The sequence below is a fragment of the Candidatus Macondimonas diazotrophica genome, from assembly GCF_004684205.1.
GTDB classification, from domain to species: Bacteria; Pseudomonadota; Gammaproteobacteria; order UBA5335; family UBA5335; genus Macondimonas; species Macondimonas diazotrophica.
The window spans coordinates 15,105-38,704 of the sequence record NZ_SRIO01000007.1 but is presented as its reverse complement, the minus strand read 5'-3'; the positions used below and the strand labels follow the sequence as shown (position 1 = coordinate 38,704).

General features: G+C 61.1%; 17 protein-coding genes. 8 read left to right on the top strand and 9 right to left on the bottom strand.

The window, feature by feature from the left end; all coding sequences use genetic code 11:
- The first annotated feature begins 31 nt into the window (after positions 1-31).
- The 5 genes from E4680_RS06830 (at position 32) to leuA (ending at position 11,014) form a co-directional block, all read left to right on the top strand.
- On the top strand, positions 32-1,234 hold the full coding sequence (locus E4680_RS06830; protein ID WP_135281662.1) for an MdtA/MuxA family multidrug efflux RND transporter periplasmic adaptor subunit: 1,203 nt from the start codon (positions 32-34) through the stop codon (positions 1,232-1,234).
- Entirely contained in the window at positions 1,231-4,323 is a 3,093-nt protein-coding gene (locus E4680_RS06825; protein WP_135281661.1) for a multidrug efflux RND transporter permease subunit, read from the top strand. Before E4680_RS06830 ends, E4680_RS06825 begins: the two co-directional genes overlap by 4 nt.
- The gene (locus E4680_RS06820) at positions 4,320-7,418 is read left to right on the top strand and encodes an efflux RND transporter permease subunit (protein WP_135281660.1); all 3,099 of its coding nucleotides are present in this window, start codon (positions 4,320-4,322) and stop codon (positions 7,416-7,418) included. The genes E4680_RS06825 and E4680_RS06820 overlap by 4 nt, the downstream gene beginning before the upstream one ends.
- A gap of 10 nt (positions 7,419-7,428) precedes the next feature.
- Positions 7,429-9,021, top strand: a complete 1,593-nt coding sequence (locus tag E4680_RS06815) for an efflux transporter outer membrane subunit (RefSeq protein ID WP_135281659.1) — start codon at positions 7,429-7,431, stop codon at positions 9,019-9,021.
- Positions 9,022-9,274: 253 nt separating this feature from the next.
- Positions 9,275-11,014 carry a 2-isopropylmalate synthase gene (gene leuA / locus E4680_RS06810; protein WP_135281658.1) on the top strand — a complete coding sequence of 580 codons (1,740 nt, stop codon included), beginning with the start codon at positions 9,275-9,277 and terminating at the stop codon, positions 11,012-11,014.
- A gap of 43 nt (positions 11,015-11,057) precedes the next feature.
- On the opposite strand, the gene E4680_RS06805 is transcribed toward leuA, so the two are convergent.
- A complete protein-coding gene (locus E4680_RS06805; RefSeq protein ID WP_135281657.1) occupies positions 11,058-12,920 on the bottom strand; it encodes a pyruvate kinase in 1,863 nt (620 codons plus the stop codon).
- Positions 12,921-13,062: 142 nt separating this feature from the next.
- Here E4680_RS06805 and E4680_RS06800 point away from each other — a divergent pair, with 142 nt between their 5' ends.
- Together E4680_RS06800 and E4680_RS06795 are read left to right on the top strand one after the other, a co-directional pair.
- Entirely contained in the window at positions 13,063-14,022 is a 960-nt protein-coding gene (locus tag E4680_RS06800; protein WP_135281656.1) for a CHAD domain-containing protein, read from the top strand.
- 20 nt (positions 14,023-14,042) lie between these two features.
- Positions 14,043-14,792, top strand: coding sequence for a ParA family protein (locus E4680_RS06795; RefSeq protein WP_135281655.1), 750 nt, complete (start codon positions 14,043-14,045; stop codon positions 14,790-14,792).
- Positions 14,793-14,807: 15 nt separating this feature from the next.
- On the opposite strand, the gene sixA is transcribed toward E4680_RS06795, so the two are convergent.
- From sixA to E4680_RS06785, 3 genes are all read right to left on the bottom strand, one after another.
- Positions 14,808-15,308, bottom strand: a complete 501-nt coding sequence (gene sixA, locus E4680_RS06790) for a phosphohistidine phosphatase SixA (protein WP_135281654.1) — start codon at positions 15,306-15,308, stop codon at positions 14,808-14,810.
- 18 nt (positions 15,309-15,326) lie between these two features.
- Positions 15,327-15,647, bottom strand: coding sequence for a DUF6763 family protein (locus E4680_RS14040; RefSeq protein WP_167792416.1), 321 nt, complete (start codon positions 15,645-15,647; stop codon positions 15,327-15,329).
- 72 nt (positions 15,648-15,719) lie between these two features.
- Positions 15,720-16,013 carry a hypothetical protein gene (locus E4680_RS06785; protein ID WP_135281653.1) on the bottom strand — a complete coding sequence of 98 codons (294 nt, stop codon included), beginning with the start codon at positions 16,011-16,013 and terminating at the stop codon, positions 15,720-15,722.
- A 364-nt stretch (positions 16,014-16,377) separates the two neighbouring features.
- Between E4680_RS06785 and E4680_RS06780 the strand changes: the two genes are divergently transcribed.
- Positions 16,378-18,321, top strand: a complete 1,944-nt coding sequence (locus E4680_RS06780) for an FTR1 family protein (RefSeq protein WP_135281652.1) — start codon at positions 16,378-16,380, stop codon at positions 18,319-18,321.
- Here E4680_RS06780 and lnt read toward each other — a convergent pair.
- The 5 genes from lnt to miaB are packed head-to-tail and all read right to left on the bottom strand — an operon-like array spanning position 18,318 to position 23,577.
- Positions 18,318-19,814 carry an apolipoprotein N-acyltransferase gene (gene lnt, locus E4680_RS06775; RefSeq protein WP_167792415.1) on the bottom strand — a complete coding sequence of 499 codons (1,497 nt, stop codon included), beginning with the start codon at positions 19,812-19,814 and terminating at the stop codon, positions 18,318-18,320. The genes E4680_RS06780 and lnt overlap by 4 nt on opposite strands.
- Before the next feature lie 52 nt (positions 19,815-19,866).
- The gene (locus E4680_RS06770; protein ID WP_135281650.1) at positions 19,867-20,748 is read right to left on the bottom strand and encodes an HlyC/CorC family transporter; all 882 of its coding nucleotides are present in this window, start codon (positions 20,746-20,748) and stop codon (positions 19,867-19,869) included.
- Positions 20,735-21,259 carry an rRNA maturation RNase YbeY gene (gene ybeY / locus E4680_RS06765; protein ID WP_135281649.1) on the bottom strand — a complete coding sequence of 175 codons (525 nt, stop codon included), beginning with the start codon at positions 21,257-21,259 and terminating at the stop codon, positions 20,735-20,737. Before ybeY ends, E4680_RS06770 begins: the two co-directional genes overlap by 14 nt.
- Positions 21,246-22,241, bottom strand: a complete 996-nt coding sequence (locus E4680_RS06760) for a PhoH family protein (RefSeq protein WP_135281648.1) — start codon at positions 22,239-22,241, stop codon at positions 21,246-21,248. Before E4680_RS06760 ends, ybeY begins: the two co-directional genes overlap by 14 nt.
- The gene (gene miaB / locus E4680_RS06755) at positions 22,234-23,577 is read right to left on the bottom strand and encodes a tRNA (N6-isopentenyl adenosine(37)-C2)-methylthiotransferase MiaB (protein WP_135281647.1); all 1,344 of its coding nucleotides are present in this window, start codon (positions 23,575-23,577) and stop codon (positions 22,234-22,236) included. Before miaB ends, E4680_RS06760 begins: the two co-directional genes overlap by 8 nt.
- Between the last annotated feature and the right edge of the window lie 23 nt (positions 23,578-23,600).

Here is a 23,600-nt window from a genome sequence, read left to right as displayed (position 1 = left end):
GCCGTTCCTCTAGTCTTCACCAGGAACCGTCATGAAGCGATCCACCGCGTCGGCGCCCTCCAATCGGGCATCGCGACCGATCCCGATACCCGGCGGCCGCGTCGGCTTGTCGGTCGTCCTGTTGGCATTGGCCATCGGCGCGACCTTGCTGCTTCGGACACCACAACCTTCGGCCCAGAGTGCGGCGGTGGATCGTCCCGTGCCGGTATCCGTTGCAACCGTGCAATCAAGCGATCTGCAGGTCTATCTCAACGGACTGGGAACCGTGACACCACTCAATTCGGTCACGGTACGCAGCCGTGTCGATGGCGAGCTCATCGCATTGCACTTCGCCGAAGGTCAGATGGTGCGCGAAGGTGCCCTGCTGGCTGAAATCGACCCGCGACCATTCCAGATCCAGCTACAACAGGCACAAGCCCAACTGGCACGGGATCAAGCGTTGCTGGCCAATGCCCAGCAAGATCTGGCCCGCTATGAGCAGCTGCTCAAAGAAGATTCCATTGCCCAACAACAGGTTTCGACGCAGCAGGCGCTGGTTCGCCAGTATCAGGCGGCCCTTCAGGGCGATCATGCCCAGCTTGGGAATGCCCGGCTACAGCTGGATTACACCCGAATTACCGCACCGATTGGCGGACGCATTGGCCTGCGCACCGTCGACCGCGGCAACCTGGTCCGGGCCGCAGATCCGAACGGGCTTGCCGTCATTACCCAGACCCAGCCCATCGCCATTGTTTTCGACATCCCGGAAGATGACCTCTCCCGCGTGCGCGAGCGATTGCGCAAAGCGTCCCTGCCGGTCACGGCCTTCAATCGTGATCAGTCGACCACGCTCGGCCAGGGACAATTAACGGCCATCGACAATCGCATCAATGCGACGACGGGGATGGTGCGCCTCAAGGCTCAATTCCCCAATCGGGACGAACAGCTGTTCCCCAATCAATTCGTCAACGCCCGGCTGCTGCTCGAAGTCGCGCGCGACAGCCGTGTGATCCCCGATGCGGCCATCCAGCGGGGTGCAGATGGGCCCTACGTGTGGGTGGTGGGGCCAGACCAAAAGGTCACGGCGCGCCCGATCCAGACCGCGACCCGGGACCGTGGCCTGACGGCGATCACCGCCGGCCTGCAAATCGGTGAACGGGTGGTGATCGACGGAACAGAACGGCTCGCCGAAGGAAAAGCCGTCGAGATCGTCAAAAAATCACAGCCTGCTGACGAAGCCTCCCAATCCCCATGAATCCTTCGCGTCCGTTCATCCTCCGTCCGGTCGCAACCTCTCTCATCATGGCTGCCCTATTGATTGCAGGGCTGTTGGGCTATCGTTTCTTGCCGCTTGCGGCCTTGCCCCAAGTCGAGTACCCCACCATCCAGGTCGTGACGCTTTATCCGGGTGCCAGCCCCGAAGTCATGGTGTCGTCCGTGACCGCGCCCTTGGAACGTCAGCTCGGGCAAATGGCGGGGCTCAGTCAGATGACCTCCACCAGCTCGGGTGGAGCGTCTGTCATCACCTTGCAGTTTTCGCTTGAATTGACACTGGATATCGCCGAACAGCAGGTCCAGGCTGCAATCAATGCAGCCAACACCTTTCTGCCTTTCGATCTGCCGGCTCCGCCAACCTACAACAAGATCAACCCCGCCGACGCACCGATCATGACGCTGGCGTTGACCTCACCAAACCTGCCGCTGCCGGAAATCGAGGATCTGGCTGATACTCGCTTGGCCCAGAAGCTTGCCCAGGTCAGCGGCGTGGGCCTTGTCGGGCTCAGCGGAGGGCAGCGCCCCGCCATCCGCATCCAGGCCGATCCGCGTGCGCTCACGGCCTATAACCTGAGTCTCGAGGATCTCCGTACCGCTGTCGGTGCCAATAACGTGAATCAGGCGAAAGGAAGCTTCGATGGACCGGATCGCGCCTATACCATCGATGCCAATGATCAACTGCTGAGCACCGAACAGTTTGCGCAGATGGTGGTGGCCTACCGCGGCGGCGCGCCCATCCGCCTCCATCAAGTTGCGCATGTGGTCCGCGACATCGAAAACAACCGGCAGGCCGCCTGGTTCGGCAAGACACCGGCCGTGCTGGTCAATATTCAACGCCAACCCGGCGCCAATGTGATCGAAGTGGTGGACCGGATCAAGGAACTGTTGCCGCGGCTGCAGGATTCCCTGCCGGCGGCCGTCACGCTAACGGTGGTGTCCGATCGGACCACCACCATTCGTGCCTCGGTGCACGATGTGCAGTTCGAGCTCATGCTCGCGGTCGCACTGGTCGTCATGGTCATTTTCCTCTTCCTTCGCAATCTCACCGCTACCATCATCCCGAGTATCGCGGTCCCTCTGTCTCTGGTCGGGACATTCGCCTTCATGTACCTGGCCGGATTCAGCGTCAACAATCTGACCCTGATGGCGCTCACGATCGCCGCCGGCTTCGTGGTCGACGATGCCATCGTGGTCATCGAGAACATCAGCCGCTATCTCGAGGCCGGCGAACCACCATTGGAAGCGGCGCTCAAAGGCTCGCGTCAGATTGCCTTTACCATCATTTCTCTCACCGTTTCCCTGGTCGCAGTGCTGATCCCGCTTCTGTTCATGGGTGATGTCATTGGTCGGTTGTTCCGGGAGTTCGCGGTGACCCTGGCCGTGGCGATCCTGATCTCGGCCGTGGTCTCGCTCACACTCACGCCCATGATGTGCGCGCGCCTGCTGCGCGCCATTCCGGTCGGGGGCCATTCGGAACTGGCGCAAGGCCGTTTCCTGGACCGGATCATTGACGGGTACGGACGGATCCTGACCCGCGTGCTGGATCGCCCCCGACCGATGCAGGTCACGGCCGTCGTCACCCTGATGCTCACGCTCCTGCTGTACGTCTTCATCCCCAAGGGATTCCTGCCCTCACAGGACACAGGACTCATTCAAGGAATCTCCGAAGCGCCACAGTCGATTTCGTTCGAAGCGATGGCATCGCGTCAGCAGGCCCTGGTAGCGTCCTTGCTCGAGGAGCCTGCCGTGGCAGGCGTCACCTCCTTCATCGGCGTGGACAGCGCCAATCCCACGCTCAATAGCGGACGGGTACTGATTCAGCTCAAACCCCACGCCGAGCGCAGTGCCGATGCGGAAGAGATCATGCGCAGCCTGCAATCGCGACTGCAGAACGTCTCTGGAATCGCGCTGTATCTGCAACCCTTGCAGGATCTCAGCATCGGGAATCTCGTCTCGCGTACCCAATACCAGCTGACGCTGCAGGATCCGAATCCCACGGAGCTGTATGATTGGGTGACACCGATCACCGAGCGACTTCAAGCGCTGCCGTCCCTGCGCGATGTGAATCACAACCTGCAAACCGGGGGTTTGCAGGCCTATCTGGCCATTGACCGAAACGCCGCTGCACGCTACGGCATCACGGCCGCCGCGATCGACAATGCGCTTTACAACGCCTTCGGTCAGCGCATCATCTCCACCATCTTCACCCAGTCGAATCAATACCGGGTGGTGCTGGAAGTGGACCCCATTCTGCAACGGGGTCTCGAGGCACTGGATCGAATCTATGTCCCCTCGCCAAACGGCGTGCAAGTACCACTGCGCGCGGTCGCCCGCGTGGAAGAGCGCACGACACCCATCCTGATCGAACATCTCGGTCAGTTTCCCGCCGCTACGGTCTCGTTCAACCTGCCGCCGGGGACTTCCCTGGGCGCAGCCGTCTCGGATATTGAAGCGGCACTCGCCGATCTGGCCCCCCCGGCCAGTCTGCAGATACGCTTTCAGGGTGATGCGCTGGCATTTCGCGCCTCGCTGGCCAACCAGACATTTCTGCTGCTCGCAGCCATTGTCTGCATGTATATCGTGCTGGGCATGCTCTATGAGAGCTATGTCCATCCAATCACCATCCTCTCTACCCTGCCGTCTGCCGGCGTGGGAGCCCTGTTGGCCTTGCTGCTCAGCGGCCATCCGCTGGACGTGATCGGCATCATCGGAATCGTGTTGCTCATCGGCATCGTCAAGAAAAACGCCATCATGATGGTGGACTTTGCCCTGGATGCGGAGCGCACCGGCGGAAAACCACCTCGGGAGGCCATCTTCGAAGCCTGCCTGTTGCGGTTCAGGCCGATTTTGATGACCACTCTGGCGGCGTTGTTGAGCGCGCTGCCCATGATGCTGAGCACCGGGGTCGGCGCAGAGCTGCGGCACCCCCTCGGAATCACGCTGGTCGGCGGGCTGGTGCTGAGTCAGTTGCTGACACTTTTCACCACGCCGGTCATCTACCTCGCCTTTGCCGATCTGGCTGAGCGCCTGGGCCAGAGGGCGCGGTCAATGGTCGAGAACAATCCTTGAACCCGGGAGCATTTTTCATCGATCGGCCGGTCGCGACCACCCTGCTGACGGTGGCCATCACGCTGTCCGGCTTATTGGGCTTTTTCCTGATGCCCGTGGCACCCATGCCGCAGATCGACTTTCCGACCATCGTTGTGATCGCGCGTCTGCCAGGAGCAAGCCCCGAAACGATGGCGACCACCGTGGCCACACCGCTGGAACGGCAACTGGGCCGCATCGCCGGCATCGAAGAAATGAGCTCGGCCAGCTCCATCGGGTTCACACGCATCATCATTCAGTTCGATATCAACCGGAATATCGACGGCGCCGCGCGGGATGTGCAGGCCGCGATCAATGCGGCACGCAGTCTGCTTCCCGCGAATCTCCCGACCAATCCGATCTATCGCAAGGCCAATCCGGCCGATTCACCGATCCTGGTTCTTTCACTCACATCCGACATCCTGAGTCTTGGGCAGATGTACGACGCCGCCTCCACGGTGCTGGCTCAGAAACTTGCCCAGGTCTACGGCATCGGCCAAGTGGAGCTGGGCGGTTCCGCCTTGCCGGCGATCCGCGTCGAACTCAACCTTGATGCAGCCAACCAATATGGCCTCAGCCTCGAGCAAATCCGCCAGTCGCTGGCTGGTGCCAATGCCAATCGACCCAAGGGGTTTCTGGACGATGGCGCGAACAGCTGGTTGATCCATGCCAATGACCAGACCCGGACGGCCGAGGAATTCCGTGATCTGGTCATCGCCTTTGACGATGGCTCTCCCATCTATCTGCACAACATCGCCGAAGTTCATGATTCCGTCCAGGATGTGCGCAATGCCGGCACGGCCAATGGCAAGCCGGCGGTATTGATCATGTTGCGCCGACAACCGGGCGCCAACGTCATCGAGACCGTCGATCGCGTGAAGGACTTGCTGCCCGAATTGAAGGCATCGGTCCCCGGCGGGGTCGATCTGGAGATCCAACTCGATCAGTCTGAAACGATTCGCGCCTCGCTCCATGAAGTGGAAATCACGATCGTCATCTCGACCCTCCTGGTACTCGGCGTCGTGCTCCTGTTCCTGCGCAATGCCCGTGCCACGCTGATTCCCGCTGTCGCATTGCCGGTTTCACTAATCGGCACCTTCGGCGCGCTCTATCTGATGGGCTACTCCATCGATAACCTCTCGCTCATGGCCATTACCATTGCCACCGGCTTCGTCGTCGACGATGTAATCGTGGTCCTGGAGAACATCATCCGCCACCTCGAACAGGGCAGCCCCCCTTTCCAAGCTGCCTTGGAGGGCACACGCGAGGTCAGTTTCACGGTGGTGTCCATGACCTTGTCGCTGGTCGCAGTTTTTCTTCCCATCGTGCTGATGGGTGGAATGATCGGGCGGCTGATTCAGGAATTCGGCGCTACGCTGTCGCTGGCAGTTCTTGTGTCCATGGTCGTCTCGCTGACATTGACACCGATGATGAGCGCCCGACTGCTTCGCCAGGAGACATTCGACACGCCCGGGCGCCTATATCGCTGGCTCGACGGTGCGTTCGCACGCCTGACCACGGTCTATCGGATCAGCCTGGATTGGGCCTTGCGCCACGCATTCGTGACCCTGATGTCGTTGTTTGCGACCTTCGCACTGAACATCGTTCTTTTCGTGGTCGTCCCCAAGGGACTCATGCCACAATACGACATTGGCAAGCTGCTGGGTTACATCAGCGGCGAGCAGGCCTTGTCGTTTCAATCGATGCGTGAAAAGCAGCAGCAATTCACCGATATTCTGCGCGCAGATCCGGCGGTGGAAAGCGTGGTGTCCTTCATCGGCGGCGAATCGCAAGGCAATACCGGTTTTGTCTTCGTTTCGCTCAAGCCCTTGGATGAGCGAAAGATGCCGGCACACAAGGTCATGGAGCGGTTGCGCACCCAGATCAACGACATTCCCGGCGCCACATTATTTCTCCAGGGGCCGCAGGACATCCGCCCCGGTGGGCGTCCCAGCAACTCGCGCTATCAATACACCCTCGAAAGCGATCAGCTCGAAGATCTTTACGAATGGTCGCCGCGCCTCGAAGAAGCCTTGAAACGCCAGCCGGAACTGGTAGACGTCAATAATGACCTCAAGGCCCGAGGGCTACATGCCAAAGTCGTCATCGATCGCGATGCCGCCATCCGGCTCGGCGTTGATCCAGCGCGTGTCGATGCGGCACTCTATGATGCGTTCGGGCAACGTCCGATCTCGACCCTCTATGCCGAGCGAAATCAATATTTCATCGTGATGACGGCAACACCGGAGGACACCCGGGACCCGGCGACATTGGCGAAATTGTATATCCCGTCGAAGACCGGCGCGATGGTCCCCTTGAGCGCATTCAGCCATGTGGAAACCACAACCGGCCCCATTGTCGTCAACCACCAGGGCCAATTCGCCGCTGCCACGATTTCCTTCGATCTCGCGCCCGGAATCTCGCTCAGCGATGCCGAGCAGGTCATCCGCCGCGCCATGACCCAGATCGGTGCACCCGCATCCGTGCGCGGTGGTTTTCAGGGTGAGGCGCTGGCGTTCAAGAAATCCCTGTCCTCGGAGCCTTGGCTGCTGCTGGGAGCATTGCTGGCTATCTATGTGGTGCTCGGCATTCTCTATGAGAGCTTCATCCACCCCGTCACCATCCTCTCCACCCTGCCATCCGCCGGCGTCGGTGCCCTCCTGGCCTTGCTCGCAACGGGCGTGGAACTCAACGCGATGGCTTTGATCAGTCTGTTCCTGTTGATCGGTATCGTGAAGAAAAACGCCATCATGATGGTAGATGTGGCCATTCAGACCCAGCGCGAATCGCGCCTCAGCGCGCAGCAAGCCATCTTCGAAGCAGCATTGCTGCGGTTACGGCCCATTCTGATGACCACACTCGCGGCCACGCTGGGCGCACTGCCATTGGCGATCGCCAGCGGCTATGGCGCAGACCTGCGGCGCCCTCTGGGGATCGCCATCGTCGGCGGACTCCTGTTCAGTCAGCTCTTGACGCTCTATACCACCCCCATCGTTTACCTCTACATGGATCGTCTGCATCAGTGGGCCCAGCGCGGCTGGAGCCTGGGGAGCAGTTCGGCCCGATTCACCGATTGAAGGCCGAGCCATGTCGACACTGCCCCGCCTCCGCGACCACACCTCCGCTGACCGCCAGCTGCGGGCGCGGCTGTGCGGAGGACTGCTGATCTGCACCACGCTGATCAGCGCCTGCACCGTGGGTCCGGACTATGCTCGACCCGACATCGAGACGCCCGCGGTCTACAAGGAAAATGAGGGCTGGAAGCGGGCCGAACCGGCCGACCTTCTCGATCCAGGACCCTGGTGGCGGGTTTACCATGATGATGCGCTTGATGCCTTGCAGCGCGAACTTGCAGCGAACAATCTGAACATCCGCATCGCGGAAAGTCAGTTCCGCCAGGCCCAGGCAGTCCTGGCCGCCAGCCGCGCCAACCTGTTCCCGACGCTGAGCGCCTCGGCCGACGTGAATCGCAGTCAGATTCCCGATCCGCTGACCGGGCTCAACCGGCAACCCGTGCAACTCCCGGCTCAACGGGTCGGTCCGTTCGGCATCCTGCAGGTTCGCCCGCCGGCGATTCAGCCGCCAACGATCGAGTTCGATCCACGGACGCAACACAATCTCAGCTTGAACAGTAGCTGGGAAATCGACCTATGGGGGCGCGTACGCCGGCAGGTCGAAGCCAATCAAGCCAATCTTGACGCCAGCGCCGCCGACCTCCAGGCCATGCGACTGAGCATGCAGGCGCAACTGGCACGGCTCTATTTCACCCTGCGGACCAACGACACCTTGCAGGACAAGCTGCACCAAGGCGTGGCCGCCTACGAACAGTCGCTCAAACTGACCGAAAATCGCTATCAGGCGGGCGTGACCTCCCGCGCCGATGTGCTGCAAGCCAAAACCCAACTGAAATCGGCCCAGGCCCAAGCGCTCGATCTTCAGATCCAGCGCGCCCAACTCGAACACGCCATCGCGGTTCTGCTCGGCAAAGCGCCCGCCCAGTACCGGTTTCCTGTTGCGCCGCTCACCGATCCGGTGATTCCCGTGATTCCGCCCGGCTTGCCTTCCACCTTACTGGAACGTCGCCGAGACATCGCTGCGGCGGAACGCCGCGTCGCGGCTGCCAGTGCCCAGATCGGCATCGCCCAGGCCGCCTATTACCCGAACCTGACGCTCTCGGCCAGTGGCGGTTACCAAAGCAGCAGCCTTGGCGACCTGATCAGTCTGCCGAATCGCTTCTGGTCCATCGGACCCCGCATGGCCCTGGGTATTTTCGACGGGGGTCTGCGCAAATCACAGGTCGAACAAGCCACGGCCATTCTGGACGCGACTGCCGACAACTACCGGCTCACAGTCCTGAGTGCTTTCCAGGAGGTCGAGGATCAACTCATTGCATTGCGTGTTTTGGAAGCAGAAGCTGCGACGCAACGGGAAACCGAGGACTTGGCCCGACAGTCTCTAGCCGTCGTTACCAATCAGTACAAGGCCGGTCTGTTGAGTTACCTGAACGTAGTCGCGGCGCAGACCGTCTTACTGGACAGCGAGCGAACAAGTATCGCGCTCATGAATCAGCGCCTTGATGCCAGTATCGCCCTCATCCGGGCCGTAGGCGGAAGCTGGTCGCCCGCGACTGAATCGCCCCGTTCTGTGCTCGGACTTGACAACGATGCCGCAACCCCATAGGGTCGAACCATGAGCAACATTCAATCGGCTATCCTTCTGCTGCGACTGTGACCCAAGCGTTTGGGGCACCCCATTTTCTTTTGCAGCGAGCCGATGACATGTTTTCCAAATCCCTCCTCTCATCGAAGAATCATTTCCGGTCAAACCCTCTCGGGCTGCGACTGCGACGCGGTCGCCGGGCCTAGCGCGCGCCTGCCCGACGACCCCGTTGCTCCCTGGGCGCATTTCTCCTCAATCACCCAGGAATTTCGTCATGATTGATCATCCGCATCAGAAATACTGCCCGATCCGTCCCGTCAACCTGGCCGACCGCCAGTGGCCATCCCGGCAAATCACGCGTCCACCGCAATGGTGCAGTGTCGATTTACGGGACGGCAACCAAGCGCTCATCGAACCCATGGACAGCCTGCGCAAGCACCAGATGTTCGAGATGCTCGTGGCCATTGGCTTCAAGGAGATCGAGGTCGGTTTCCCGGCCGCCTCCCAGACCGACTTCGACTTCGTACGGGAAATCATCGAACAGAATCGTATTCCGGCCGATGTCACCATTCAGGTCCTGACCCAGGCGCGCACGGATCTCATCGCTCGGACGTTCCAGGCACTGCAAGGTGTGCGCCGCGCCATCATTCATGTCTACAACTCGACGTCGGAAGCCCAGCGGCGCCTGGTATTCCGGCAGGATCGAGCGGGAATCCGGCGCATCGCCGAACAGGGCGCCCGCTGGGTGGCTGACCATGCCGCGCGGCAGCCGGACACCGATTGGGTGTTTCAATACTCGCCCGAAAGCTTCACCGGAACCGAGCTCGACTTCGCCCTCGAGACCTGCGGCGCCGTACTGGAGATCTGGCAACCCGACGCGGGTCGTGAAGCGATCATCAACCTTCCGGCGACGGTGGAAATGACCACGCCCAACGTGTACGCCGATCAGATCGAATGGATGCATCGCCAACTGCCCTACCGAGACCATGTGATCCTCTCGGTACACCCGCACAATGATCGGGGAACCGCTGTGGCGGCTGCCGAGCTGGCCGTCCTGGCCGGTGCCGACCGCGTCGAAGGAACCTTGTTCGGCAACGGTGAACGCACGGGCAACGTGGACATCGTCACCCTGGCGTTGAACCTCTACACCCAGGGCATTGACCCACACCTCGACTTCTCGCGGATCAACGAGGTCGTGCGCGTCGCCGAGACCTGCAACCAGCTTCCAGTCCATCCTCGCCATCCCTATGCGGGCGAGCTGGTGTTCACGGCGTTTTCGGGCTCACATCAGGACGCCATCAAAAAGGGTTTGGCAGCCCGCGAGAACGATCCCGCAGAAACGCCGGCCTGGGAGGTTCCTTACCTGCCCATCGATCCCCGAGACGTCGGTCGAACGTACGAAGCCGTGATCCGCATCAACAGCCAATCCGGTAAAGGCGGCATCGCCCATGTCATGGCCAGCGAGTTCGGTCTGGACCTGCCTCGACGATTGCAGATCGAGTTTCGCAATGAGGTTCAGATCATCGCCGATTCGACTGGAAAGGAAGTGAAAACAGCCGACCTGTGGACCATTTTCGAGCACATTTATCTCGCGGTTCCCGGGGCCCATAGTTTGGTCGACTACCGCGAGGAGTCGCACGGGCAGCAAGACCGGTTGCGGCGGGTGCGTGCCGTGTTGCGCGATGCCGCGGGTCTCGATCAGGTGGTGACCGGGATCGGTCGCGGGCCGGTGGATGGCTTCGTCCATGCGCTCGCCGAAGGGTTCGGCAAACCGATTGAAGTGATTGACTACCGCGAGCATGCCATCGGGCCGGGGTCGGATGCGCGCGCGGCGGCCTATGTCGAACTCAAGATCGGCGGTGATGACCGTTCGTGGCATGGAGTTGGACTGGATGAGGACGCCACCGCCGCCACGTTACGGGCGATACTGAGCGCCTACGCGCGGCACGCCCAGCAGCGCGGCGCGTGCTCAGTGGAAGTGCCACCGACACCGCAGCAGTGCCGTAGCGGCTGAACAAGCTCTTTCCGGAAAACCCGCTTGCATGTCCCGAGGCGACTTACCAATGCAGGGCACGCAAGCGGGCCGTCTTTTTGTGTTGATGGGCATTCATGCGCTGCATGATGTCGCGCAGCGTCTCGATGGCGCGGCAGATGTACGGTCCCTTGTTGAGCATCACGCACTCGGCGCGCACACCCATAGCCGCATCGGTGATTTCCGAGCGGGTCGGTGTGCCCTTGCGGGCCAGTGATTCGAGCACCTGAGTAGCCCAGATCACCGGGACATGAGCAGCCTCGCACAGCCAAAGAATCTCCTCTTGGATCTCGGCAAGCCGTTCCGGGCCAATCTCCACCGCCAGATCGCCGCGAGCGACCATGACACCGACGGGGCGTCTGGGGAGTGTCGTGAGCAGGATCTCGGGGAGATTCCGCACCGCCTGGGCTGTTTCGATCTTTGCCACCACGGGCACCGAGCGGTTGCCACGCCGATCCAGCTCGGCCATCAGGGTGGCCATGTCGTCGGCCGTGCGGATGAAGGAGTAGCCGATGATATCGGCGGTATGGGCCGCCAAATCAAGCATTTCCAGATCCTGTTCGGTGAGCGCAGGGAGTCGAAGCAGACTATCCGGGAAATTGAGCCCCTTCTCACCCCGGACCTTCTCCCCTTCGGCGCGGGCCCGCGTGATGCGCAAGACGGCGCCCTCGGGAATGAGCGACTCCACGACGGCGCCAATCTTGCCGTCATCGATGAACACCCGATGTCCAACCGCGAGGTCGTCGATCACTTCAGGACTGCTGAGGCCGATTCGCCCCATCCTCGCCAGCGGCTCCGGGGCATCGGGTTGCGCCGGAATCCCAGGCTGGCTGTTGCGCGTGAGCAGAAGTTGCTCCTGTGGATGCACCAGGAGAAAACCGGGACGTTCCGGAAACGGACCGAAACAACCTTCTCGGCGGTCACCCGGCGTTGCACTGGGCCCCCACCAGCGACAGGGCATGCCCGGTTCCAGATAAGCCGTGTGCCAGATGCGCCCTTTCCAGCGATCCGCGAGATCGCGACCGATGATCTCGATCTCCCGCATGCGCCCGCGCGTATCGCGAAAACGGATCCGTCCACCGACCTTCAGGTCGTCGTAGATTTCGGCCGTGACGGGCAGGATCTCAGGGTCGGTCGACTCGGGCGTGCGGGCCGATGCAAGCACGACTTCAGCCGGCGCAATCACGCGCCCCGAAGCATCGCGGGTCGGATGGATCGCGAATATGGGCGCGGCATGGACCGGCGCCGTACGCAACTTGGGCCCCGGAAGATCCATGTAGATCCGACATGGTCTACCCAGCGCCGCACTGGCCTGTCTCACCTGCTCGATCATGCGATTCCACACGACCGGGTCATCATGGGCGCCATTGATGCGAGCGCAGTCCATTCCCGAACGGATCATCGCACTGACCAGCTCACCATCTTCGGCCGCACTAGACGGCAGCGTTACCATGATGTAAACACCCGCGCCGTCGCGATGTGCCCCGAACAGATGCTGCGTGTTGCCGCTGAGCAGAGCCTCCCCCTCATCGATACACGGCCCGGAATCGGGCTGGGGCGGGTGCCACTGTCCATCCAGAACGCCGGATAGAAGGGCCAGTACACGATCGAGATCGTGCAGCAGATGGCCTTCCGAACGTCCCAGTGATGACAGACCCTGATTGCTCAGGCGTTTTTGCAGTAGACGCAGATCACTGCGCCGAAAATGCAGATAGCGCAGCAAATTCATCACACTCGCCCGGGCTCGATCGGCGTCCGGTCTCAACCATTCCACTGCATCGTGCCGGGCCCCCTGCTCCACACGATCACGCAAGTCCTGCAGTTCGGCCTGCAAGGCGCGCAGTTCCGTCTGCGCGGAGACGGTCAATGAATGCATCTGTTCTGTCACGAGGGCAATCTCCCGATCGCATCCGGCGCAAGCCCCTTACTCTACGATTCGAAAATGACAACTGCACCTTCATTGGGGGAATTTGCTGCGGTGGATGTGGTAAGTTGAAATACTCATCCGTCCTGCCGAGCGCTTTGGATACATGGCCTTTGCATTCCCCGCCCCACGGCATACACCCCGCGCCCTCCGGAATATCCTGCTTGAGCGGATGGAAAAGGCGATCACGCATCTGTCCGCGCCCATCGCCGACCGGGCCGAAGGCATCCACGAAGCCCGCAAGCGCTTCAAGGAAATCCGGGCCGTTTTGCGGCTGGTCAGCGACACCGAGACCTTCCCGGCCGGCGCCATGCGGCAATGGTTCCGGGACGCGGGTCGGGAGCTTTCCGGAACCCGCGACGCCCAGGCGCTGGTGGAGTGCTGGGACAAACTGGACGCCGTCGACCCCAAGGCGCTGCAAACGCGCGCCGGGCAGGCGCTCCATCGGGCCCTGATCGACAACGCCCATGACCATCTCCATGATGCCGATGCGTTGGACAGCATCGTTCGGCGTTTGTGCGCCGCGCTGAACCAGCACATGACCCACCTGCCCGAGATCGACGTGCCTGAAACAGGATTCGACCTCATCTGCTCCGGATTCGAGCGAACCTACCGGGCTGGTCGGCGCCAGCTGGACGCCGTCCAGAACGCCCCGACCGCGGAACATTTCCACGACTGGCGCAAGCGTGTGAAGGATCACTGGTATCACACCCGACTGATCGCCGGCGCGTGGCCGGTCTATCTCGAGCAGCGCCAGAGTCTGCTCAAGACGCTGTCCGATCTGCTGGGCGACGACCACGACTTGATGCTGCTGCGCAGTCAGATGCTGGCCTGGTCAGACCGACTGGGCAGTGATGCCCAGCAGCAAAGGCTGCTCGGCGCCATTGGCCGTCGGCAAGCCCAGCTCCGCCAGGAGGCTTTGTCTCTCGGTCGCCGGATCTATGCGGAACGGCCTCGATCGTTCACGCGCCGCATCACCGATTACTGGCGCCTGTGGGAAGAAGAGGATGCGCCTCGCGAACGACGGCTACCATTCCATCCCGATCCCGCCGCTCCGTTATCTTGACCCGAACACGAGGCAAGCCGATGCATACACTGGCGTTCTACAACCTCAAGGGCGGAGTGGGAAAAACCGCCGCCGCTGTCAATCTCGCCTGGTGCGCCGCACAGGACGGCCTGACCACCTGTCTGTGGGACCTCGATCCCCAGGGCGCTGCCAGCTGGTACCTGCGTGATACCACGGGCCTTGAGGTCAAGGCCAAGAAGCTCCTGAAAGGAAAGAACGCGCTGGAAAACCAGGTTCGCGCGACCGAATTGCCAGGTCTGGACCTCATCCCGGCCGATACCACCTACCGCCATCTGGATCTGCTGTTCGAACAGAGCGACAAGCCACGGGAAATCCTGGCCAAGCTGGTCAGTCCACTGGCCGACCGCTACCATCTTCTGGTGCTCGATTGCCCGCCCAGCTTTTCGCGTCTGTCGGAAAACGTGTTTGCCTTGTCCGATGCGGTCGCCGTTCCATTGATCCCGACCCCGCTGTCGATCCGGGCGTTTTCCCAGGTTAGCGAATTTCTACAGCAGAAGCAGCTTGATCGGGGACAACTGTTCCCATTTTTCTCGATGGTGGATAAACGCCGCATGCTGCATCGGCAGTGGCTGGAAGCTCCACCCGCGGAGCTACCCAATCTGCTGAGCGCTTATGTGCCCTACGCCTCGGCGGTGGAACAAATGGGACAGCATCAAAGCCCGGTGAACCAGTTCGCGGCGCACAGTCCCGCGGCGGCCGCCTACCAGGCGTTGTGGGAAGAACTGCGCGTCTATCTTCGACTCGTATGAGGGGGAATTCCGGCATCAACCGCCGGACCGACCCAGCAGCCGCAGCTGAGCCGGGGTAAGGAACCATTCCAGTCGGCTGCGACCGGTCGGATCGCCGTCTTTCCATGTGATCTTGGCCACAGCGCCTTTCTTGAAGGGCAACGAGTCTCCCTGCTGGCCTCCAAACAAAAGACGCGATGCCAGCTCGCCCAGATCGGGCTGATGGCCCACCACCATCACCGAATCCGGCGCACCAGCCAACCCGGCGCACACGGCATCCAGTGAACTCGCCGGCGCCAGCGAATCACACAGACGCACGGCATTGACGCCGAGACCGGCAGCGAGTATCTCTGCCGTTTCACGGGTCCGCCGCAAAGGACTGGTCCAGATCGCTGCCGGTTGAACGTCCAGGCGCTGAAGGCCTGAAACGATCCGGTGCATTTTCCGGATACCATCAGTTGTCAGGGCGCGATCCGAGTCGGGGATCGCCATCCCACGATCTTCGGCGATACCATGGCGGACCAGATAGACGATCATCGGTGTGTGCGGATGGCGTCACTCATCCCAATCGTCTTCCAGGTCGGCATCATCCTCGTCGTCCTCATCATCGTCCTCCTCGCGATAGCGTCGAGCGCGCGCGGGACGATAGAAATCGTTTGGAGGCTCGTCCACCGGCTCATCCGATCCGGCTTCCTCATCATCCATCAGGTCGAGATCCAGGTCGTACCATTCGTCGAAACCCACGGTACGGGTTTCGCCGTCTTCATACTCGATGTCGATTTCATCGCCGCGTTCGTCGACAGCCACGACTTTGAAACGGTCATCCTGCTCCAAGTCCAAATACCATTGCCCGACGATTGGATCCAGCTCACCCATTGACTCTCCCCCCGCTGGAAATCGGGATCGGCGGCTTCGCGCCCACCGATCCCCTTCGCCGCATAAGTCCTGTTATTCGGACTTCATATCTTCAGTGGTTTCGTCGATCTTCTCGCCCAGCTCTTCGGCTTTTTCGCCAGCAGCGCCGGTCGCATCGTCGATCTGCTCACCCGCTTCTTCGGCCGGACCCTGGAAGGGCTCCTTGGCCTTGTCCATCAGCTCATCGGCCTTCTGCTCCATGGTGTCCATGGCCTGCTCAGCCTCCTGCTTGGCTTCCTCCCGCTCTTTGCGGTCGCAGGCAGACAGGCCGAACACAGCAACCAGGCCTGCAATCATCAGCCAGCGCAGCTTGGAGGTCTTGGTCATCGATATTCTCCTTAAGAGAGATAAGAGATTCATGATTGGGATCAGGCCGACAAATTCGGCCTCCTCACTAGTTTGAACGATCCAAGACGGAATTTACCACCTGTCGTTGATTTTTCGCTCCCGGATCGGTCGATCACCCAGCCTGATGATCTGGCAGAATCATGGGGCTTGGCTGACTTGCCGGCAAGACCTTTCGTCGCGTGGTGTGGCGAAAGTCATGTGCCCCGCCTTTTTTATGATCCAACTGTCGATGATCATTGAAATAACTGAAAGACCTGCCGTAGTTTCCCGTCTTATTGAAATCGATTCTCAGTTTCCTTAACATTAATGACACCTTCCGCTTTGTTTCCAGGCCAGGCCCGCCATGAACCCATGGATCCCTCCCCGACTGCCGATTCGGCTGCGTTTCGCGATTGTCTGCGTGTTTTCCCTCTGGGCAAGCCATGTCATGGCTGCGAGCCGGGAAGCGATTCTTCCGATCTTGCAGATGGTCGATTACATCGGAGTCGACTATCCCGAATTCGTTCAAGATGGTCAGGTGCTCAATGCAGCGGAATACGCCGAACAACGTGAATTTTCGGCAGATATTCGACGCCGTCTGGACGATCTTCCGGAGGTGGACGGCAAGGCCCAGCTCATCGAATCCGCGCAAGAACTGGAACAGGCCATTGCCCGCAAGGCCGATGGCACGTACATCCAGAACTTGACCGCGGACATGACCGAAAACCTGTTGCGCCAGTATCCGGTTTCACTCACCCCGGTGAAGGTGCCCGACCCGGCCGTGGGCAGTCGGCTGTACCAGGAGCAATGCGCGGGATGCCATGGGGTCACCGGGCGAGGTGATGGGCCAGCCGCCCAAGGGCTCACACCTGCGCCCACTGATTTCCATGACGCCGGACGGCGTAGCCAGCGTAGCTTGTTGAGCTACTACAACACGGTGAGCCTCGGCGTGCCGGGCACCGCAATGGCGAGCTACACTCACTTGAGCGAAGCCGAGCGCTGGGCGCTGGTATTCCATATCGGCCAACTGTATTTCGACGACACACAGAAGCAGGCCGGCAGGGCACTTTGGGCCGACACGCCGGACATGCGCCGGATCGTCCCGGACATGGGAACCTTGGTGCAGACGACGCCCGAAGCCTTGGCGGCCAACCACCCCGATCACGCCATGCCGCTGCTTGCTGCGTTGATTGACCGTCCGGCGCTCCTCGCACCGGGACAGGACCGCGCGCTGACAACGGCACGTCAGATGCTCGATGCGGCGGACCAAGCCTACCGAAGCGGCAACCGGGAAGAGGCCGCACGCGCCGCCCTGTCGGCCTATCTGGATGGTTTTGAGCTTGCCGAGGCGACTCTGGCAGCAACCGACAGAAAGCTGATGGCCCAGATCGAAGCCGATATGATGGCCTTACGCAATGCCATTCGGGAAGAGGAAACAGTCAATGCCGTCACGCAGCGCGTCGAACGGCTGCAAGTGGCCTTGAATCAGGCCGAAAACCGGCTGCATTCCGATGAACATAGCGTTGCTGCCGCATTCAGCGGAAGTTTCCTGATTCTCTTCCGGGAAGGCCTGGAAGCCATTCTGGTGCTGGCTGCCATGTTTGCCTTTCTGAAAAAATCCGGTCGCAGTGAGGGCTTGGCGTATCTGCACGCGGGATGGATCGGCGCCTTGGTCATGGGTCTGGCAACCTGGTTTGCCGCGACCTATCTCATCGATATCAGCGGCGCCAGTCGAGAGCTGACTGAAGGACTCACAGCGCTGCTTGCAGCCGTCATTCTGATTGGTGTCGGTCTCTGGTTGCACAACAAGAGCTACGCCAGTCGTTGGCAGCAGTACGTCGCCGGACAGATGCAAGCCGCCATGAACCGGGGGGGGCTGCGCGCCATCGGACTGGTGTCGTTCCTTGCGGTCTATCGCGAGGCATTTGAAACCGTTCTGTTCTACCGGGCGCTCTGGAGCCAAGGACAGCATACTGCTGTTCTATCGGGAATGGTCATCGCCACCATCTTGCTGGCCGGCATTGCGGTCGCCCTGTTCCGCTTCAGTGTTCGTCTCCCGATTCGCCAGTTCTTCAGCTTCAGTGCCGCGCTGATCGGGGTTCTGGCTGTCGTGTTTGCCGGAAAAGGTCTCGCCGCGTTGCAAGCAGCAGGCTGGATCAATGCGCAACCGGTCGACTTCATCGACCTGCCGGTCCTGGGTATCTATCCGACTTTGCAGACCCTGCTCGGACAAGGGCTGGTGCTCATGGTCCTGTTGGCGGGGATCCTCTATAACCACCGGTCCCCGTCTGCCGCACCTTCTCACTAAGGGGTCTCGCGCAGCCTCAAGCTGGTCGCCAGGACCAAGCTGGCGCCCAGCCAGGCCAAGACGGGCCAATCGCCCCAGCGTACATAGGGCGTAGCGCCGAGGCGAGGCTGCACGTTCCCGCGCAAGACGCCAACCTCGAAGGACGGCAGCTGCGCGGTGACGCGACCGGTGGCATCGACCAACGCCGTGATTCCGGTATTGGTGGCCCGCAGCAGGTCCCGTCCGGCCTCAAGAGACCGCATGCGGGCGATCTGAAAGTGCTGGTGAGGCGCGAAACTGCGCCCGAACCATGCGTCATTGCTGACATTCACCAGAAGCTGCGCCTCCGGCAGGTCACGAATCACCTCGCTGCCGAAGACAGCCTCATAGCAGATCAAAACTCCCAGCGGCAGCTCCTGGAAGCGGATCAGATCAGGATGGCTCGGCCCGGCGCCAAGATCACTGTGCGGCATGTCCAGGACCTGCATCCAGTGACGGATGAACGCCGGGACCGGGAAATATTCCCCGAACGGAACCAGATGGCGCTTATCGTAGAACTGGCGATCCAGCCCCAATAGCAGGGCGCTGTTGAGATAGACGCGCCGCTCTGGATCGAAGCGCAACAACCCGAGAAGAATTTCACTTCCGGCCGCAGCGGCAGCAATCTGCAATCGCGTCAAATAGGTCCCGGCCAGTTCATGGTAGACATGGGGCAATGCCGCTTCCGGCCAGACGATGAGCGGGGTCCCAAGCAAGGGCTCCGTCAGTTGGGCATACCGGTCCAGTATCTCATCGGCCCGGCGAGCGTCCCATTTGTTTTCCTGGGGAATATTCCCCTGAACGAGCGCCACGGGAATTGGCGGTCCGGAGGGGTGGGTCCACTGGACGAACCGCAATCCGGAACCGGCGATCCACACCACCAGAAGCGTGGCCGCGATCCACACCCGCCGCACACCGTTCGCCGTTCGCAGGCATTCCATAGCTGCAGCGGTCCACGCAATCCCCGCGCCCAGCCCCAGAACACCCCATAGGGGTGCATAGCCAGCCAAGAGGCCGTCGCTTTGGGTATAGCCGACAGCCAGCCAGGGAAAGCCGGTGAACACCCAGCTACGAACCCACTCGCCGCCGATCCATACGGCAGGAAACACCCACAGCAGGCGCGCGCGCCGAGCACCGGCCAGCGCCGTGGTCACCGCAGCGACCAAGGCCGGGATCGAAGCTAGAAAGGCGATCAACAGAGCCGTCAACAGCAAGGCCAAGGACAGACCGGCATTGCCGTGCTCGTGGATACTCACGAATACCCAGCTGATCCCGAGACCAAACTGACCCAGCCCGAAACCGTAGCCGATCCGGAACGCCTGCCCAACGGATCGTTCGCGGATCAGAAACAGAAAGCTCCACAGGCAGATCGGCGCCAACACGGACCATTGCCACGGAGCGAACGCGAAGACCAGCACCGCACCCGCCAGCAGCGCACCCAGCATCCGCAGCCCTTCCTCATGAATCCAGCGCATGCGTCGATGTCCTCGATGACGGGTGGAGTACGTACCGCCGAAACGGGTATCGTCAAGCGTTGGCGGACTGGACATCCGCCTCGGGAAGGATGCAAACCTGGACCAGATGGATCCGGCGATTGTCCGCCCGCACCACGGTGAATTCATAGTGTCCCAGACGAACCCGCTCGCCACGATGGGGCAAATGGCCGAACGCATTCATGAGCAAGCCGGCAACGGTATCGAATTCCGCATCAGAAAACTGGGCACCCAACGCCGCATTGAACTCGTCAAGATCGGTCAATCCCTTGACCAGATAACGATGCTCCCCATGCTGGAGGATATTGTCTTCTTCCTGTTCATCATGCTCATCTTCGATTTCACCGACGATCTGCTCGAGGATGTCCTCAATGGTGACCAATCCGGAAACACCGCCGTATTCATCCACGACGATGGCGATATGGCTGCGGCTGCTCTGGAACTCGCGCAACAGGACATTCAGGCGCTTGCCCTCGGGCACGAAACTGGCCGGTCGTAGGATATCCTGCAGGTTGAACGCTGCTTCGCCATGTGCGCTGGGGAAATAGCGCAACAGATCCTTGGCGATCAGAACACCGACGATCTCGTCACGATGCTCGCCGACTACCGGATAGCGGGAAAAACCGGACACAACCACTTCCGAGAGCAAGGTCGCCAGATTGTCGTCCCGGCGCACCACCGCCATCTGCGCCCGCGGAATCATGATCTCCTCGACCTGCATCTCGGTCACATCAAGCACGCCCTCCAGCATGCCCAGGGTATTGGCATCGAACAAACCGCCCTGCTGGCCTTTGCGCAAGATCTGCAGCAACTCATCACGATCGTTCGGCGCAATCTGCAGCAGGTGAAGCAAGCGCTCCCGCCAGGATCGATTGGCGGAAGCGTTGGGACTGGGACGTTCTTCACTGGAAGACATGATTTTCCTGGAGTTCGGCAAGGGTTGATCGAGAACCGGCCATCGCGTCCTCTGAATCCTGATAGGGATCGGCAAACCCCATCATCTGAAGAATCTGGATTTCACGGGACTCCATCTCTTGGGCATCGCGGGGATCCAGATGATCGTACCCGAGTAGATGCAGAACACCGTGAACCGTGAGATGCGCCCAATGGGCGCGCGGTGACTTGCGCTGTTCGAGCGCTTCACGCTGAACGACCGGCGCGCAGATGACCAAGTCGCCCAGATAGTCCCCACTCCAGCCGATCGGCGGCTCGAAAACGAAGGAGAGGACGTTGGTCGGAGCGGATTTTCCACGATAGGCCAGATTGAGCGCAGCGGATTCCTGTTCGTCGACGATGCGTACCGTCCCGGCGCCACGCACCTTGAGAAACGCGAGGCTACGATCGATCCAGTAACGGAAACTGATGGATGCGGGAATCCCCCGCCGCGATACGGCATATTGCACGCCCCAATGGTCAGACGGATCCATCGCCGCCATCCACGCCGCGCGCATAGGCGTCGACGATCCGCTGCACCAGGGGATGACGCACCACATCCTGGCTGGTGAAGTAGGTAAAGCTGATGCCGGTAATCTCATTCAGGACCGATTCGGCATGACGCAAGCCCGAGGTCACCTGGCGCGGCAAGTCCACCTGGGTGGTATCGCCCGTGATGACGGTGGTCGAGCCGAATCCAAGCCGCGTCAAGAACATCTTCATCTGCTCGATCGTGGTGTTCTGCGCCTCGTCGAGAATGATGAAGGCTTCGTTCAATGTCCGCCCGCGCATGAAGGCAAGCGGCGCGACTTCGATCTGGCCACGCTCCATCAGGCGTTCGACTTTTTCGGGCCCAAGCAGGTCCTGCAGTGCATCGAACAATGGTCGCAGATAAGGGTCGACTTTCTGTGCCATGTCACCGGGCAAGAATCCCAGGCGCTCGCCAGCCTCGACTGCCGGTCGTACCAGAATGATGCGCCGAACCTGGCCCCGCTCCAGCGCTTCGACAGCGGCAGCGACAGCCAGATAGGTCTTGCCCGTTCCGGCCGGTCCGATTCCGAAATTGATATCGTGGGTGAGGATGGCCTGCAGATACTGCTGCTGATTGGCTCCGCGCCCGCGGACCATTCCGCGGCGCGTGCGAATCGCCACGGCATCCGGCCCGCAGACCACCATCGAGGATGCTGCGGTCAAAGCCGTGGACTGCAGCAGCAGGTGAACCTGTTCGGGCGTCAGGGGATCATCCACAGCCAACTGGTACATTTCTTTCAGCAAGCCTTCGGCGCGCACCGCCCCTGCTGCATCACCGAGAATCCGGAAATCATTTCCCCGATTGCGAATCTCGACGCCGAGTCGCTCTTCGATCCGGCGCAGATTTTCATCAAAGCGACCGCACAGCCGGGCCAGACGACGATTATCGTCGGGCTCGAGCCTGACTTCCCGGACGATCCGCTCGGACACCGCGGCTCTAGGCATGCAGCGCCGCCTTGGCGTCGTACACTTCACCGCGCAGCGAATTGGATTTGAGCGCGACGATACGGACCGGGATCATCTGGCCGATCCAATTCGCCGGGCCGGCAAAATTGACCCATCGGTTGCAATCGATGCGACCGGTAAGCTCCGTGGGATTTTTCACCGACGGTCCTTCCACCAGGACGTGCTGCAGGGTACCCAACAATCCCTCACAATAGCGTCGGCCATTGGACTGCACGGCTACCTGCAGCCGAGCGAGCCGCGCCTCCTTCTCCGCCATGGGCGTCTCGTCGACCAGCGCAGCAGCCGGCGTACCCGGTCTGGCGCTATAGAGGAAGCTGAACGCCTGATCGAAACCCACCGCATCGATCAAGCGCATACTGGCCTCGAAATCAGCGGCGGTTTCCCCCGGAAAGCCGACGATGAAATCCGTCGACAACGAAATCCCCGGACGAATCTCCCGCAGCCGCCGCAGCCGTGCCTTGTACTCCAGCGTGGTATAGCCGCGTTTCATAAGGGCCAGAATGCGATCCGATCCGCTCTGCACCGGCAGATGCAGATAGTCGGCGAGCTTGTCCACGTCGGCATAGGCATCGATCAGGCGGTCGCTGAATTCGAGCGGATGCGAGGTGGTGAACCGGATACGGGCGATCCCCTCGATCTCGGCGAGATACCGGATCAACAGCGCCAGATCTGCGGTTTCCGAGCCACCCATGGCGCCACGATAGGCGTTCACGTTCTGGCCGAGCAAGGTGATTTCCCGCACGCCCTGATCCGCAAGCGCCAGGCACTCGGCCAGTACATCGTCGAACGGTCGGCTGACTTCCTGGCCGCGGGTATAGGGCACCACGCAGAAGCTGCAGAACTTGCTGCACCCCTCCATGATCGACACGAAGGCGACCGGTCCCTTGGCTCGAGGCTCCGGCAAGCGGTCGAACTTCTCGATTTCGGGAAAGGACACATCGATCCGCGCGGTGCGTTCACGCCGCACCGCCTCAATCATCTCGGGCAGGCGATGGACGGTCTGGGGGCCAAAGACGAGATCGACGAAAGGTGCCCGGCGCAGCAGGTTTTCACCTTCCTGACTCGCGACACAGCCGCCGACACCGATCAGCAGATCAGGGCGCGCCTCTTTCCATTCGCGCCAGCGACCCAGTTGCGAGAATACCTTCTCTTGCGCCTTTTCGCGCACACTGCACGTATTCAGCAGCAGCACGTCAGCCTCTTCCGGCTGGTCAGTGGATACCAGGCCATGGGATTCGGCCAGCATGTCCGCCATGCGCGCCGAGTCATAGCTGTTCATCTGGCAGCCCCAGGTTTGGATATAAAGTTTGCCCATCGCTCCCCTGATCCGATCCGCTT

Excerpts from the sequence above, each read along its gene's own strand:
- E4680_RS06830 (WP_135281662.1), top strand. The coding sequence starts at position 32 with ATGAAGCGATCCACCGCGTCGGCGCCCTCCAATCGGGCATCGCGACCG.
- E4680_RS06825 (WP_135281661.1), top strand. The coding sequence starts at position 1,231 with ATGAATCCTTCGCGTCCGTTCATCCTCCGTCCGGTCGCAACCTCTCTC.
- E4680_RS06815 (WP_135281659.1), top strand. The coding sequence starts at position 7,429 with ATGTCGACACTGCCCCGCCTCCGCGACCACACCTCCGCTGACCGCCAG.
- leuA (WP_135281658.1), top strand. The coding sequence starts at position 9,275 with ATGATTGATCATCCGCATCAGAAATACTGCCCGATCCGTCCCGTCAAC.
- E4680_RS06800 (WP_135281656.1), top strand. The coding sequence starts at position 13,063 with ATGGCCTTTGCATTCCCCGCCCCACGGCATACACCCCGCGCCCTCCGG.
- E4680_RS06795 (WP_135281655.1), top strand. The coding sequence starts at position 14,043 with ATGCATACACTGGCGTTCTACAACCTCAAGGGCGGAGTGGGAAAAACC.
- sixA (WP_135281654.1), bottom strand. The coding sequence starts at position 15,308 with ATGATCGTCTATCTGGTCCGCCATGGTATCGCCGAAGATCGTGGGATG.
- E4680_RS14040 (WP_167792416.1), bottom strand. The coding sequence starts at position 15,647 with ATGGGTGAGCTGGATCCAATCGTCGGGCAATGGTATTTGGACTTGGAG.
- E4680_RS06785 (WP_135281653.1), bottom strand. The coding sequence starts at position 16,013 with ATGACCAAGACCTCCAAGCTGCGCTGGCTGATGATTGCAGGCCTGGTT.
- E4680_RS06780 (WP_135281652.1), top strand. The coding sequence starts at position 16,378 with ATGAACCCATGGATCCCTCCCCGACTGCCGATTCGGCTGCGTTTCGCG.
- lnt (WP_167792415.1), bottom strand. The coding sequence starts at position 19,814 with ATGCGCTGGATTCATGAGGAAGGGCTGCGGATGCTGGGTGCGCTGCTG.
- E4680_RS06770 (WP_135281650.1), bottom strand. The coding sequence starts at position 20,748 with ATGTCTTCCAGTGAAGAACGTCCCAGTCCCAACGCTTCCGCCAATCGA.
- ybeY (WP_135281649.1), bottom strand. The coding sequence starts at position 21,259 with ATGGATCCGTCTGACCATTGGGGCGTGCAATATGCCGTATCGCGGCGG.
- E4680_RS06760 (WP_135281648.1), bottom strand. The coding sequence starts at position 22,241 with ATGCCTAGAGCCGCGGTGTCCGAGCGGATCGTCCGGGAAGTCAGGCTC.
- miaB (WP_135281647.1), bottom strand. The coding sequence starts at position 23,577 with ATGGGCAAACTTTATATCCAAACCTGGGGCTGCCAGATGAACAGCTAT.